This window comes from Pseudomonas sp. PSB18 (genome assembly GCF_014596565.1).
Taxonomy (GTDB): Bacteria; Pseudomonadota; Gammaproteobacteria; order Pseudomonadales; family Pseudomonadaceae; genus Aquipseudomonas.
This window is the reverse complement of record NZ_NOIN01000002.1, coordinates 612,236-626,155: the sequence shown is the minus strand read 5'-3', so window position 1 is coordinate 626,155 and position 13,920 is coordinate 612,236. Positions and strand designations below refer to the sequence as shown.

Genomic DNA, 13,920 nt, shown 5'->3' with positions numbered 1-13,920 from the left:
TATGTGTGGAATTGTCGGCGCCGTTGCTGAACGCAACATCACAGCCATCCTGCTCGAAGGCCTCAAGCGCCTGGAATACCGTGGCTATGACAGCGCGGGTGTGGCAGTGCTCACCCACGATGGGCAACTTGAGCGCATGCGTCGGCCGGGCAAGGTCAGTGAGCTGGAGCAGGCCCTGGAAAGCGAGCCGCTGGTCGGTCGCCTGGGCATCGCCCACACCCGTTGGGCCACCCATGGTGCGCCGTGCGAGCGTAATGCCCACCCGCATTTCTCCGGCGACCTGGCGGTGGTGCACAACGGCATCATCGAGAACCACGAAGCGTTGCGTGAACAACTCAAGGCCCTGGGCTACGTGTTCACCTCGGACACCGACACTGAAGTCATCGCGCACCTGATCAATCACAAGCTCAAGGACCTGATGGACCTGACCGTGGCCCTCAAGGCCACCGTCAAGGAGCTTCATGGCGCCTATGGCCTGGCAGTCATCAGTGCTAAGCAGCCGGACCGCCTGGTGGCGGCCCGCAGTGGCAGCCCGCTGGTGATCGGCCTGGGCCTGGGGGAAAACTTCCTGGCGTCGGACCAGTTGGCACTGCGTCAGGTCACCGACCGTTTCATGTATCTGGAGGAAGGCGATATCGCTGAAATCCGTCGGGACAGCGTGCAGATCTGGGATCTCGATGGCCAAGCGGTGGAGCGCGAGACCGTGCAGTACCGCGACGGTGCCGAGGCCGCCGACAAGGGCGAATTCCGCCACTTCATGCTCAAGGAAATCCACGAGCAACCGGCTGTTGTGCAACGTACTCTGGAAGGGCGCATGAGCCAGAGCCAGGTATTGGTCCAGGCTTTCGGCCCACAGGCCGCCGAATTGTTCGCCAAGGTCCGCAATGTGCAGATCGTCGCCTGCGGCACCAGCTATCACGCCGGCATGGTCGCCCGTTACTGGCTGGAGGAATTGGCCGGCATTCCGTGCCAGGTGGAAGTTGCCAGTGAGTTCCGTTACCGCAAGGTGGTGGTGCAACCGGACACGCTGTTCGTCACCATCTCCCAGTCCGGTGAAACCGCCGATACCCTGGCGGCGCTACGCAATGCCAAGGCCTTGGGTTTCCTTGCCAGCCTGGCGATCTGCAACGTCGGCATCAGCTCGCTGGTGCGCGAATCCGACCTGACCCTGCTGACCCAGGCCGGCCGCGAAATCGGCGTGGCGTCGACCAAGGCCTTCACCACCCAGTTGGTCGGCCTGTTGTTGTTGACCCTGTCGTTGGGTCAGGTACGCGGGACCTTGGCCGAGGGCGTAGAGGCGAAACTGGTGGAAGAGCTGCGTCGCCTGCCGGCCCGTCTGGGTGAAGCCCTGGCGATGGACAGCACCGTGGAAAAAATCGCCGAACTGTTCGCCGAGAAGAACCACACCCTGTTCCTGGGCCGTGGTGCGCAATTCCCGGTGGCGATGGAAGGAGCCTTGAAGCTCAAGGAAATCTCCTACATCCACGCCGAAGCCTACCCGGCCGGTGAGCTCAAGCACGGCCCGCTGGCCCTGGTGGACAACGACATGCCGGTGGTCACCGTGGCGCCGAACAACGAGCTGTTGGAAAAGCTCAAGTCCAACCTCCAGGAAGTGCGCGCCCGTGGCGGCCAGTTGATCGTCTTCGCTGACGAAAAGGCCGGCATGACCAATGGTGAAGGGAATCACGTGGTGCACATGCCGCACATCCACGACAGCCTGGCGCCGATCCTCTATACCATCCCGCTGCAGCTGCTGTCGTACTACGTGGCCGTGCTCAAGGGGACGGATGTCGACCAGCCGCGGAATCTGGCGAAGTCTGTGACGGTGGAGTGAGGGCGCGTCTGCCGAGCGGGTTCTGGAACATCACCTTCAGATCTTGAAGGTGTTCACCATCTGCTGCAGGCGGATCGACTGCTTCTCCAGTTCATTGCACGCCTGCAAAGTGGATTGCAGATTGCCGACGGTTTTCTGGTTCAGGTCATTGATGTGGCTGATGTCGCGATCCAGATTGTCCACCACCGAGGTTTGTTCTTCGGTGGCGGTGGCCATGGATAGGTTGATTTCGTCGATCTCGCCAATGCCCTGCAGCACCTGAGTGAGTCGTTCACCGGCAAGCCTGGCGGTACTGACGTTGGTATCGCTGTGGCGCTGGCTTTCCAGCATGGCGTTGACGGCGTTGCCGGCACCGGCTTGCAACTCCTCGATCATATTGTGAATTTCCTGCGCCGATTGTTGAGTGCGGTGGGCGAGGGTGCGCACCTCGTCCGAAACCACCGCAAAGCCACGTCCTGCATCCCCGGCACGGGCGGCTTCGATAGCGGCATTCAGGGCCAGCAGGTTGGTCTGGTCGGAAATGCCCTTAATCACGTCGAGGATCCGGCCGATTTTCAAGGTTTTTTCATTCAGGCTTTCGATGTCCTGACGGGTATTGATCACTTGTGATGAGAGCTGTGCCATGGCGCTGATGCTGCGCTCCACCACCTGCTGGCCTTCCTGGGTCTGGTTCTTGGTATCCGAGGCGCGGTTTGACGCATGGGCGGCGCTACGGGCGATCTCCTGGGCGGCGGCGCCCAGCTCGTTGATGGCTGTAGCGATGTTGTGGGTCAACGCCGCTTGGGTGTCGGAGCTTTTCAGCGACGAGTGCGATGCCTGGCTGACCTGCGCGGCCAATTGGGTGAGTTGGGTACTGGAGGTCAGCACTTCGCGTATCGAGTGCTGAATGCGTTCGACGAAGCGGTTGAACCCGCCGGCCATCACGCCAAATTCGTCCTGGGACAGGCTCTGCAGGCGTTGGGTCAGATCGCCTTCGCCCTCGGCAATCGATTGCATGGCCAAGCCCATACAGCGTAAAGGCCGCATCAGGGTGTTGATCAGCAGACCAAGCAAGGCGATGGTGATCAGCACCGCAATCAGCGTGGCGATCAGGGCCGAGGTACGAAACTCATGGAGCGCGGCGTAGGCTTTGTCCTTGTCCACCGACAGCCCAATGGACCAGTGCAATGACGGTAAACCGTTGATCGGTGTAAATGTGACGATCCGGGTACTGCCGTTTTCCCGCACTTCATTCAGATTGTCGTTGATACCCGGAGCGCCTTCGGGGAACGCTTGGGCCAGAGTCTTGGTGACCAAGGCGCTGTCGGGATGGACCAGGATCTTGCCGTCGTCACTGACCAGGAAGGCATAGCCGATGCCGTTGAGATCGACGGAGTTGACGATGCTGGCGAGCTTTTCCAGGCTCAGGCTCGCGCCGAATACGCCGGCTGCCTTGCCGTTGATCTTGATCGGCACCGCCTCGGTCATGATCAGATAATCGATGCCCGCTCCGATGTAGGGTTCGGTCAGCACCGGGTTGAGAGAGGCGGCCGCCTCTTTGTACCACTGGCGTTGACGAACGTCGTAACCATCGGGCATCACCCGCTCGGGGTAAATAAAGAAACGACTGTCTTGGAGCCCGACATAGCTGGCAATAAAAGTCTTGGTGATGATGTCTTGAGAGAGCATTTTGCTGATGGTGGTCGGAGTGGGGTCGGCAGCAATGGTTTCGGCCGCCCCTTCGATCAACAGGAGCCGGCCAGCCAACCAATTGTCGAGGTTGGCACCGAGTAACTTGCCCGTGGTTTGCAAGCTGTTGTGCAGCGCTTCGCGGGTACTGGCTTGTTGTCGATGGTCATTGAACAATGAGAACGACAGGAATACTGCCACCGAGATGACACAGGCACCGAGAAGGATCTTGTGGCCGAATTTCATACTGATGCCCATGAAGCACGCTCGTCAGGTCTTGTTTTTATGAGTCCCCGCCAGGGTTGGGCGAAGATTTGACGAGTGGGCGGGTTTTGTCGAACTAGAAAAGATGATGGGCAATCGTAGGAATTTTTATGGCATCGAGTGACGTGGATGCGCGCTTGCCGAGCGCCCAGATTCCGGGCTGAGCATCACTCCAGAAAACACCGGTCAAACAGGTAGACGCTGCCCGGCTTGAGGTTTTCCACCGTGCGCTGCGGGCGGCCGCCGTCGCCGCTTTTCTTGCGGCCGGTTTCCTGCAGATAGCCCGCTTCGGTCATCTTCAACAGGCGCTGGCGCATGCTGGTCTTGAGCACCGGACGCTCGAGTACCAGGGAAAAAATTCCCACGGCTTCCGGCGCGCTGAATTCGGGGCCCAGGAACATCAGCGGCAGGCTGCTGTAGAGCGCTTTGGACAACAGCCGTTCCTGCACGGCAGCCACCAGGCTGTTGTGGTCGAAAGGGAGTTTTATCGTGGCGTCAGCGACGTCCTTGAGCGTAAAGAACCCCTGGTGTTCGGCGAGCGGGGGCGTGTCGCTGACAATGGCCAGGTAGAACGTCGACGATGACCAGCAACGTGGATCGCGGAACGCGTCGCCGACGGTGCCGACCTGTTCGATCCAGGCCAGCGGCATGCCCACTTTGTTCGAGTTGCGCAGGCGCTCCACGGCGTCGTTGAGCGTGAGATCTTCGACCCCTCCATTCACCACGATCCCAGGCAGCGCCCAATGGCCGGCGAACGGCTCGGCTTCCCGGCGGTTCAGGAGGATTTCAAGGGCCTGGGCTTCCCGGTTGAAGCGCAGCACACACAGGTCGATGGTGTGCAGATAATCGCGCGCAGCGGCTGTGCGGTTCGGCATGTCAGTTTCCGTGGGTAGCGTAAAGGTCGTAGTTTACCGGGTCCATGCCGGGTGCCATCCAGTGGTTGGGCAACAGTTCGCCTAATGCCAGTCGCTCGCGAACCAGCGTACTGCGCACAGGGATCCTTTCTTCCACACAGAGGATGGAAAAGCGCTCCAGTAATTCCTCGCCGCGATAGAAGGTCGGTAGCTGATCCGCGACGTCCTGACCCACCACTAACGCTATTCGTTTGCCGTCCAAGGCCAGGCTGTCGGCAAGGTGAGCAAGCAGGGTGTAGCTATAGATGGCGCCTTCGACGCCACGCGCGACGACCTGCTCGACCCGGCTTACGTGCACTGGCGCGCAGCACTGCGGCTGAACGTGCTCGACGATCGACTCCAGCCATTTCAGGCGAACTTCATAGTCAACCATCCGCTTGCCGTAGGGATGCCGGAAGCTTGGGGTGACCAGCACGCGCCTGGCCTGGCATGACGCCTGGATCATCACCTGGGCGTGACCGGCATGAGGGGGATTGAAGGCGCCGCCATACAGGGCCAGTTCGAACATGGTTTATCCTCTTTGGGTACACGACATGTACCGTATCATCAAAATCGTGTTCGACGAAATAGTCTGATTACGTTTGCCTACCAGTTGGCATTTACAAAGCTTCAGTGGAAATTCTTTTTCACGGTGACTTGTCATTAAAGTACACGTTATGTACTCTCGTTGCCGTGAACAGGAGAAACCAGTATGAATAGCCTGAACCGTAAGACGGCTTCCTTCGATGTCGATGCGCAAAAGAGCTTTACACCGCTTTGCCCTGATGAGCTGCCAGTGCCTGGTGGTGAGCAGATTGGCGATGAACTGAATTTCATCGCTTCCCTGGCCAGCCTGCGCGTCGGTAGTAAGGATGCCCACTCGCCTCAGGCGCCATGGGTGGTCGCCGATCATTCACAGATGCTCACACCGACCGGGCTCGAGCACGCCGACGTCACTTGGGTGAGTCACTGTGTCCCCGGCACCGAAGGTTTCACCTTGCTGGACGAATTGCCGACCCCCTACGACTACGACTATTTCGTCTGGAAGGGCGTCGAGCCGGATTTTCACCCGTATGGCGCCTGTTACCACGACCTGCACGGCAAGCTGTCCACCGGGGTGATCGAATATCTGAAGGGGCTGGGTGTGGAGCAAGTCCTTGTCGGCGGGCTGGCGCTGGATTTCTGCGTCAAGACCACCGCCCTGCAACTGGCTGCCGCCGGCTTCAACGTGATCGTTCACCTTCCGGCCTGCCGGGCCATCAGTGAGGAGGGCGCCACGCAAACCCTTCAGGATCTGCAGCAAGCGGGGATCCGGTTGGCCAGGACCCGCGAAGAAACCATCCGTCTGGCAAGCGAGTAAGGAGCAAACATGGACAGCGCATTCGACTCAAACAGTGGCGTCATCCAGAGCCTGCTGGATACCGACTACTACACCTTCACTATGATGCAGGCGGTCTTGCACCAGCACCCGAACGTGGAGGTGGAGTATCAGTTCATCGTGCGTTCCAAAGAGCGGCTCGGTCACCTGATCCCGGACATTCGTGTGGAACTGGAAAAGCTTGCCGGATTGCAGTTGCGCGAGGGCGAGCAAAGGTTTCTGTTCAACAAGCGTTTCCGCGAGTACCTGACACCGGACTTCGAACAGTTCCTCGGTCTGTTTCGCTTCAATCTGCGCTACATCCATGTATCGGAGGTCGACGGCCAACTGCATATCCGCGTCCGCGGTCCGATGTTGCACTGCATCATGTTCGAGCAGCCGGTACTGGCGATGGTCAGCGAGCTGCGCAACCGCGAGAAGTACCCCGAAGTCGAACTGGCCGACGTTACCCGCAAGCTGTACCAGAAGTTCGAATGGCTGGAGAAAAACGCCAGTCGTGAAGAACTCGCCGAGTTCCGTGTTTCCGACTTTTCCACCCGCCGTCGGCTGTCCTTCCGGGCGCAACGTGAGGTGGTGAATATCATGCGCAGTGATTTCCCTGGCGTGTTTGTCGGCACCAGTAACGCTCACTTGGCGTATGAGTTCGATCTCCCGCTGATCGGCACGATGGCTCACCAGTGGCTGATGGTCCACCAGCAACTCGGGCGCCTGCGCGAAAGTCAGAACGCGGCCTTGGAGAACTGGGTGCGCGAGTACCGTGGTCGGCTCGGTATCGCGCTGACGGACTGCATCAGCACCGACTTTTTCCTCAAGGATTTCGACCTGTACTTCGCCAAGTTGTATGACGGGCTGCGCCAGGATTCAGGTGACCCTATTGTCTGGGCTGACAAGGTGCTGGGGCGTTACCACGAATTGGGTGTCGACCCGCGGACCAAGGACCTGATGTTCTCCGATGGCCTCAATTTCGAAAAATGCTTGCCGATCCTGCGACATGTTCGCGGCAAGGCCAAGTTCGGTTTCGGCATGGGTACCAGTCTGGCCTGCGATGTGGAAGGGGTCGAACCGCTGAGCATTGTCATGAAACTGGTGCGCGTCCATGGCGAGCCGGTGGTGAAGTTCTCCGATGACCCGATCAAGAACGTCTGTGAAGATGTTTCGTTCCTTCGCTATGCCGCCCAAGTGTTCAACGTTGCCCTGATCAATCCACAACTGGGAGCCTGATATGACTTCACTTCAGCAAGAGCGCATTGCCCGGGAACTGGGCATCGATCGCCAACTCAAACAGGGCGGTGAGCACATCGAGATTGCCCGTCGCGTTGGGTTTATCAAGCAGGTTTTGCGTGAGTCGGGTTGCATGTCCCTGGTACTCGGTATCAGCGGCGGCGTCGACTCGCTCACAGCCGGGCGTCTATGCCAGTTGGCGGTGGAACAATTGAGAGGCGAGGACTACGAGGCGCGTTTTATCGCCGTGCGATTGCCTTACAAGACCCAGGCAGATGAGCAGGACGCTCAAGCATCCCTGGACTTCATTCGGCCGGACTTGATCACCACGAGCAACATTGCCGCGTGTGTGGACGGCCTGATGGCCGCTATCGCGATCGACGGCTTGCAGCCTTCGGCCGAGCTCACCGACTTTGCCAAAGGCAATGTCAAGGCCCGGGCACGGATGCTGGCACAATATGCCATTGCCAATATGAGCGACGGGCTGGTGGTCGGTACCGACCATGGCGCGGAGGCGGTGATGGGGTTTTTCACTAAATTCGGCGACGGTGCATGCGACTTGGCGCCGCTGTCCGGGCTGACGAAGACTCAGGTGCGCTGGTTGGCCGACGCCATGGGGGCTCCCGCATATCTGGTGCGCAAGGCACCGACCGCCGATCTGGAAGACCTGGCACCCGGTCGGTTGGATGAGGCGGCGTATGGCTGCAGTTACGAGGAAATCGATGCGTACCTGATGGGCGAACAGGTGTCTGCTCAGGCGCAACAGATCATCGAACGCGCCTACCTCAAGACCGCCCACAAACGAGCCCTGCCGCGGGTCCCGGCATTTTGAACGAACAACCCCTGAATGGAGTGGATGAATGACCCGGACAACCAGCATCAAAGATCGTGTGCGCATCAAGAATGTCGAAGTCCTCTCGGATAACTGGTATGTGCTGCGCAAGACCACCTATGACTACCTCGGTCGCAACGGCCAGTGGCAGGAGTCGACGCGCGAGACCTACGACCGTGGCAACGGAGCCACGATCCTGCTGTACAGCAAGGCCAAGCAGACCGTGGTGCTGACCCGGCAATTCCGCTTCCCGGCCTTCGTCAATGGGCACGATGACCTGCTGATCGAAACCTGCGCCGGCCTGCTGGACAACGACGATCCGTACACTTGCATCCGCAAGGAAACTCAGGAGGAAACCGGCTACGTCATCCAGGACGTGCGCAAGGTCTTCGAAGCCTTCATGAGCCCGGGTTCGGTAACGGAACGGCTGCACTTTTTCGTCGGCGAGTATTTCGACGAAGACAAGCAGCATGAAGGCGGTGGGCTGGAAGCGGAGGGCGAGGAGATCGAGGTGCTGGAGATGCCGCTCGATCAGGCCTTGGACATGATCGAGACGGGAGACATTTGCGACGGCAAGACCATCATGCTGTTGCAGTACGCCAAGTTACATCGGTTATTGGATTAGCTCAGGGTCGGACCTCGGTGATCATGAGTCAGCAGTTGGCTCTCCAGGCTGCCTGTTGACTGACTTCCCCGCTGCCGAATCTTTCACGGTAGGCAGACGGTGGCAAACCGACGGCATTCCTGAACGCCGCTCGAAAACTTTCCACTGACCGATACCCGCAGGCCTGGGCGATGCCGGCGGTGCTTTGGTCAGTGGTTTCCAGCAGCTCCCTGGCCCGGTTCAGTCGTTCCTGTTGCAACCAGGCCTTGGGCGACAGGCCTGTGGTTTCGATGAATCGCCGCAGGAAGGTGCGTTCACTCATGGCGACGCGGGCAGCCATGTCGGCAATACCCAGGGGTTGATCGAGGTTTTCGCGAATCCATTGCATGACACGGGTCAACTCGTTGCGCGGCGATTTGCAGACTGGCGCGACGATGAATTGTGACTGACCGCCAGTCCTTTGCGGCGCCATGACCAGGCGACGGGCCACCGAATTGGCAATGTGCGTGCCGAAATCCCGTGCGATCAAGTGCAAGCAGGCGTCGATACCAGCCGCACTGCCAGCCGAGGTAATCACTTGCCCCGCATCGACATACAGCACATTCGGATCGACCTTGATGAGGGGAAACCGCTCGGCCAGTTCACGGGAAAACTGCCAATGCGTGGTGACCGTCTCGCCATCAAGCAGCCCCGTGGCGGCAAGTACGAATACACCCGAGCAGATCGACAGCAAACGTGCTCCCCGGGCATGGGCGCGTCTGAGGGCTTGCAGCAACGCTTCTGGAGGCGGTTCCTGACGGTTGCGCCAACCGGGAACGATGATGGTGCGCGCCGTTTCAAGGACTTCCAGCCCGGCATCGACGGAGATTTGAAGACCGCCCAACGCATGCATCGGCCCCGGGTCGACGGCGACGATCCGAGGGGTGTACCAAGGGATGTCCAATTCTGGGCGAGGCAGGCCGAATATCTCTAGGGCGATACCAAACTCGAATACGCAAAGGCCCTCATAGACGAGGATTGCCACGGTTCCAGGATGAGCATGCATTTGGCGTAAATTCACCGCTAATTGTCGATTGCTGCACTGTAGCGGACTGGCCCATCCCCCTACAATCGCTGGCAGACAATCAGGAAAATCAAGACGGCTGCGCCCTACAACGGTGCAGTTGCATCACCGGCACAGGCCCACATACACCGGTACACGATTGTCGCCTTCCAGGTTTATTTCTGCTCTTCACCTTCGTCGATAGATCGAGTCGGTGAGGTGCGCGTGAGCCAACCATTGATTCATATAAGGGAGCTTGTTGAAGGTCGAGACGCTGATGTTGGATTAGATGAACAGCGAATTAACGGACGTCGTGAAGGAATGGACTATGTTGCTGATCCAGATATTGTTCGTCATGTTGTCAGCAAAACTTCTGGGTGCGGTATTCAACCGTTTGGGACAGCCCCAAGTCGTGGGGGAAATGGTTGCCGGCTTCCTGTTGGGCCCGGTGATCCTGGGGCAGTTGGTTCCGGCCTTCCATCAACAGTTATTTGATAGTAACGCCATCACTCAGCTCAAGGTATTAAGCGAGCTGGGTATCTTGTTGTTCATGTTTGTCATAGGCGCCGAGTTCCGGTTTCCGCTGAAGCAGAGCAAGACCGGCGTCAAGGCCCTCTTCATCGGCGCTTTCAGTATCGTCATTCCTTTCTCGCTCGGTGCCGCAATCGCTCCCTGGCTGTTCGAGCATTTCGCAATGCCTGGCACCTCTCGGCTGGGCTTCATCCTGTTCATAGGCACCGTATTTTCGGTCACGGCGTTTCCCGTACTGGCGCGGATTCTCAAGGAACGCGGCATGCTCACGACCCAAGTCGGGGCAATTGCCCTGTTGGCTGCGGCCATGAGCGATGTTGTGGCCTGGATGCTGATCGCCGCCGTGGCGATGGTGAACGGTCACGACAGCAACTGGATCGCCCTAGTGGTTCGCGGAGCCTGCCTGGTGTTGTTGGTGGCGTTTACTTTCCTGATCCTCAGACCCCTGTTGGCCCGCTGGCTAGCCGCAGAAGGGCGACTCGCCCAACCGATGGTACTGGTGTTGCTGCTGGCTGGAGTACTGATCTACGGCAGCGTGACCCATGCGCTGCAAGTACATGCGGTGTTTGGCGCCTTCCTTTTCGGACTGTGCCTGCCCCGAGAGCAGCGCTTGCTGGACATGATCATCGAACGCTTGGAACACGTGTCGCTGATCATTCTGATGCCGTGTTTTTTCACTCTGGCCGGGTTGAGCACCACTTCATCGGCGTTTACCGGCCTGGGCATCTGGGTACTGGTGGTGATTCTGCTGGTCGCGGTGTTCGCCAAGGTCGCTGGCAGCGCGCTGGGAGCCCGGCTGGTGGGCTGTTCCTGGCCGACCTCATTGACCGTCGGCGCGTTAATGAATACCCGCGGACTGATGGAACTGGTGGTTCTGAAAATCGGCCTGGACATGGGAATCATCGGCGCTGAATTGTTCACGGCCCTGGTGATTATGACCATCGTCACGACGTTGATGACCGGGCCACTGATGAGCTTGCAGAACAGGAAGTTTTCCCCCCGTGGGCACTTGGTGAGCCTTGAGCATGCAGTGCCCAATGGGTTTGTAGCACCGACCGATAACAATGGAATGGAGCGATAAATGAGCGAACAAACATCTAGCTTGGTCATTGATGTAATGGAGCAGCAACTCTCCAAGCACTTCCAGGCTATTTTGCAAGATGAAAACCGTATGAAGCAGATTCGTAATGAATTTCGCCGCGATGGGTATTTCAACTTCAAAAACTTTTCGTTTCTACCGAAGCGAATCCTGGAGAATGTTCATACCGAAGTGCATGCATTGTTGGATGAATATTCCGTACGCCGTGATGTCACTGTTCCATCGACCGGTAATACTTATCGCAAGATGTATAACGTTAATCAGCCGGAAATCGCCGAAGGTGGGACTTTTATTCCGGCGCTTTACAAGTCCGAGTCGCTGCGCAATTTCCTTGGCAACATCGCAGGCGACGATCTGGCGTCCTGCTGGGAGCAGGAGCAATACCTGATCACCAAACTGAGCCATCCAGGCGACACCCACGGCTGGCACTGGGGTGACTACCCCTACACCATGATCTGGATCATCGAGGCCCCTGAGGACCCCGCGATCGGCGGCGTACTGCAATGCGTACCGCACAGCGAGTGGGACAAGGAGAACCCACAGATCTGGCAATACATCCTGAACAATCCGATCAAGTCCTATCACCACCTCAAGGGTGACGTGTATTTCCTGAAGTCCGATACCACCTTGCACCACGTGGTGCCGATCCAACAGGAAACCACCCGCATCATTCTCAACACCTGCTGGGCCAGTGCCCACGACCGGCGAACCGATGTCGCCCATGAAAGTATCGAAGTGATCTGGGACACCAAAGCCAGGACCACCGAAGAGGCCTGACCGGCGCGGGGCCGGACGGACGGGTGTCCGTCCGGTTTCTTATGTGAATCAACATTGCCCCCAGGGCTCAAGGAAGCAAGCCATGTCCATTACTCAAGAAACTTTCCAATCCGAAACCGCCTACGTCGTACGCAACGAGGGTGTCGACCTGGAACTCAAGCTGTTCATGGATGAGCAGATCGACTACATCCTCAAGCACCGCGCTACCGAACACCCGTTCCTCAATGCCTATGCCCAGCATGGCTTGCCGCCAGAGCAAAGCAAGGTGCTGTACCTGGAGACGCTGCATTACTTCAAGTACCTGCCGTTCTACGTGTGCGGGATTTCCACCATCACCCGCGACGAAGCGGTGTTGCGTACCATCGCGTTCAACGCCCGTGATGAATTGGGTGAAACCCAATCCCACTCGGACCTGTACCGCAAGTTCCTGCTCGACAAGGGCATCAGCGAAGAACAGATCGACGCCTACAAATGCCTGCCTAGCACTCAAGCCTTGAATGACGGCATCTGCGCGCTTTACAGCAAGCCGCCCTTGCAGAAAGCCCTGGGGGGCCTGTTCGCTGATGAGGCGATGTCTGCGTCGATGGTTTCCAAGTACAACGACGGTCTGATCAAGGAAGGCGTGAGCGAACGCGGACGCTTCTTCTGGACGCTGCACATGGAAGTCGAAGTCGGTCACTCCAACGCCGTATTCAACGTCATGGAAAAACACCTGCAAACGCCACAAGAACGTCGTCTGTTCGCCGAGGGTATTGAACAGTACCTGCACCTGATGGAAGTGTACTGGGATGGTATCGAGCGCAAACTCAACGCTGAGGGACGCCAATGAGCGTAAAAAACGAATCCGGACAAGGCGTGGCCTTCGGGCTCGGTGCCACGTTGCTATGGGGGTCCTACCCGCTCTGGTACAAACCGCTGGTGGGCCTGGATGCCTACCATCTGCTGTCCTGGCGGGTGGTGTTTGCCGAGTTGTTTCTCGTCGCGCTGGTGTTGCTGACCGCGCGGGTGGGAACCCTACGGACCACGCTCAAGACTGTTCGTCCAGTCAATGTACTCACCGTGTCCGCAGTGCTGGGGCTGTGGTGGCTGATGTACATCTACGGGATCATGACCGGGCGGGTGCTGGAAGTGGCCTTCGGTTATTTCCTTAGCCCGATCATGAGCATGGTGGTGTCTCGGGTCATCTTCAAGGAGCGTCTGACGACGCTACAGACCTGGGCCATCTTTCTCGCCGTGACGGGCGTGACGCTGATGGCTTTCGAGCTGCTGAACCTGCATTCCTTTCCGTGGATCGCACTGGTCATCGGTTTCTGCTATTCCTTCTACGGGCTCTTCAAGAAGAAGGTTCCAGGCGACCCGGTGGTTATCCAGACCCTGGAAATTGCTGTGCTGCTGCCGTTTGCTGCGCTGTTCCTGCTGCTGGCGCAATCACAGGGGGTGGGTCACCAGTTCATGCAGTCGGGCACCCGTGACTTGTTGCTCGTTGCGACGGGGCTGATCACTGTGCTGCCGTTGTGGTGGTACAGTCTGGCTGCCAAGCAATTGTCGATGATCACGCTGGGCTTCTTGCAGTTTGTTCCGCCAATCTGCAACTTCTTGTTGGCGGCGTTCGTTTATGGTGAACCGGTCTCGTCGTTGAAGCTGGCGGCGTTTTCATTTATCTGGCTGGCGCTTGCGTTGTTTACGTTGAATTCGATCCGGGTCCAGCGTGCAGCGGCAGCTGCCAGGTTATCCGTGCAAATGCGCACGGCGTAATAGACCGCCCGCGCCGTCTCCA

13 protein-coding genes and 1 pseudogene are annotated in these 13,920 nt (G+C 58.4%); 9 read left to right on the top strand and 5 right to left on the bottom strand.

What is annotated here, in order from left to right; translation table 11 throughout:
- Nucleotide 1 precedes the first annotated feature (1 nt).
- Nucleotides 2–1,834, top strand: a complete 1,833-nt coding sequence (gene glmS / locus CGA22_RS06900) for a glutamine--fructose-6-phosphate transaminase (isomerizing) (protein WP_041023016.1) — start codon at nucleotides 2–4, stop codon at nucleotides 1,832–1,834.
- 36 nt (nucleotides 1,835–1,870) lie between these two features.
- On the opposite strand, the gene CGA22_RS27390 is transcribed toward glmS, so the two are convergent.
- From CGA22_RS27390 to CGA22_RS06885, 4 genes and pseudogenes are all read right to left on the bottom strand, one after another.
- Nucleotides 1,871–2,755 carry a methyl-accepting chemotaxis protein gene (locus tag CGA22_RS27390; protein ID WP_411157114.1) on the bottom strand — a complete coding sequence of 295 codons (885 nt, stop codon included), beginning with the start codon at nucleotides 2,753–2,755 and terminating at the stop codon, nucleotides 1,871–1,873.
- Nucleotides 2,729–3,748: pseudogene (locus CGA22_RS27385) on the bottom strand (cache domain-containing protein); the annotation flags it as partial. The pseudogene CGA22_RS27385 and the gene CGA22_RS27390, both read right to left, overlap by 27 nt.
- A gap of 185 nt (nucleotides 3,749–3,933) precedes the next feature.
- Nucleotides 3,934–4,641 carry an NUDIX hydrolase gene (locus tag CGA22_RS06890; protein ID WP_041021487.1) on the bottom strand — a complete coding sequence of 236 codons (708 nt, stop codon included), beginning with the start codon at nucleotides 4,639–4,641 and terminating at the stop codon, nucleotides 3,934–3,936.
- A gap of 1 nt (nucleotide 4,642) precedes the next feature.
- Nucleotides 4,643–5,188: an adenylyltransferase/cytidyltransferase family protein gene (locus CGA22_RS06885; RefSeq protein WP_041021486.1), complete on the bottom strand. Its 546-nt coding sequence runs from the start codon at nucleotides 5,186–5,188 to the stop codon at nucleotides 4,643–4,645.
- A 183-nt stretch (nucleotides 5,189–5,371) separates the two neighbouring features.
- Between CGA22_RS06885 and CGA22_RS06880 the strand changes: the two genes are divergently transcribed.
- From CGA22_RS06880 to nudK, 4 genes are read left to right on the top strand one after another with little or no spacing between them, the layout of a single operon-like run.
- Complete coding sequence (locus CGA22_RS06880; protein WP_041021485.1) at nucleotides 5,372–6,019, top strand: nicotinamidase; 648 nt, start codon at nucleotides 5,372–5,374, stop codon at nucleotides 6,017–6,019.
- A 9-nt stretch (nucleotides 6,020–6,028) separates the two neighbouring features.
- Nucleotides 6,029–7,258 (top strand): nicotinate phosphoribosyltransferase, encoded by a 1,230-nt coding sequence (gene pncB / locus CGA22_RS06875; protein WP_041021484.1) that lies wholly within the window; start codon nucleotides 6,029–6,031, stop codon nucleotides 7,256–7,258.
- 1 nt (nucleotide 7,259) lies between these two features.
- Nucleotides 7,260–8,090, top strand: a complete 831-nt coding sequence (gene nadE / locus CGA22_RS06870; RefSeq protein ID WP_041021483.1) for an ammonia-dependent NAD(+) synthetase — start codon at nucleotides 7,260–7,262, stop codon at nucleotides 8,088–8,090.
- A gap of 28 nt (nucleotides 8,091–8,118) precedes the next feature.
- A complete protein-coding gene (gene nudK, locus CGA22_RS06865; RefSeq protein WP_041021482.1) occupies nucleotides 8,119–8,715 on the top strand; it encodes a GDP-mannose pyrophosphatase NudK in 597 nt (198 codons plus the stop codon).
- 28 nt (nucleotides 8,716–8,743) lie between these two features.
- Here the strand turns inward: nudK and ftrA are convergent, their stop codons facing one another.
- Entirely contained in the window at nucleotides 8,744–9,739 is a 996-nt protein-coding gene (ftrA, locus tag CGA22_RS06860) for a transcriptional regulator FtrA (protein ID WP_041021481.1), read from the bottom strand.
- A 325-nt stretch (nucleotides 9,740–10,064) separates the two neighbouring features.
- Between ftrA and CGA22_RS06855 the strand changes: the two genes are divergently transcribed.
- The 4 genes from CGA22_RS06855 to rarD all read left to right on the top strand — a co-directional run bounded on the left by CGA22_RS06855 (nucleotide 10,065) and on the right by rarD (nucleotide 13,898).
- On the top strand, nucleotides 10,065–11,348 hold the full coding sequence (locus tag CGA22_RS06855) for a cation:proton antiporter (RefSeq protein WP_052435094.1): 1,284 nt from the start codon (nucleotides 10,065–10,067) through the stop codon (nucleotides 11,346–11,348).
- Nucleotides 11,349–12,143, top strand: coding sequence for a hypothetical protein (locus CGA22_RS06850; protein WP_041021480.1), 795 nt, complete (start codon nucleotides 11,349–11,351; stop codon nucleotides 12,141–12,143).
- 82 nt (nucleotides 12,144–12,225) lie between these two features.
- Nucleotides 12,226–12,972: an iron-containing redox enzyme family protein gene (locus tag CGA22_RS06845; protein WP_052435093.1), complete on the top strand. Its 747-nt coding sequence runs from the start codon at nucleotides 12,226–12,228 to the stop codon at nucleotides 12,970–12,972.
- A complete protein-coding gene (gene rarD / locus CGA22_RS06840; protein ID WP_041021479.1) occupies nucleotides 12,969–13,898 on the top strand; it encodes an EamA family transporter RarD in 930 nt (309 codons plus the stop codon). Before CGA22_RS06845 ends, rarD begins: the two co-directional genes overlap by 4 nt.
- The last annotated feature ends 22 nt before the right edge of the window (nucleotides 13,899–13,920 follow it).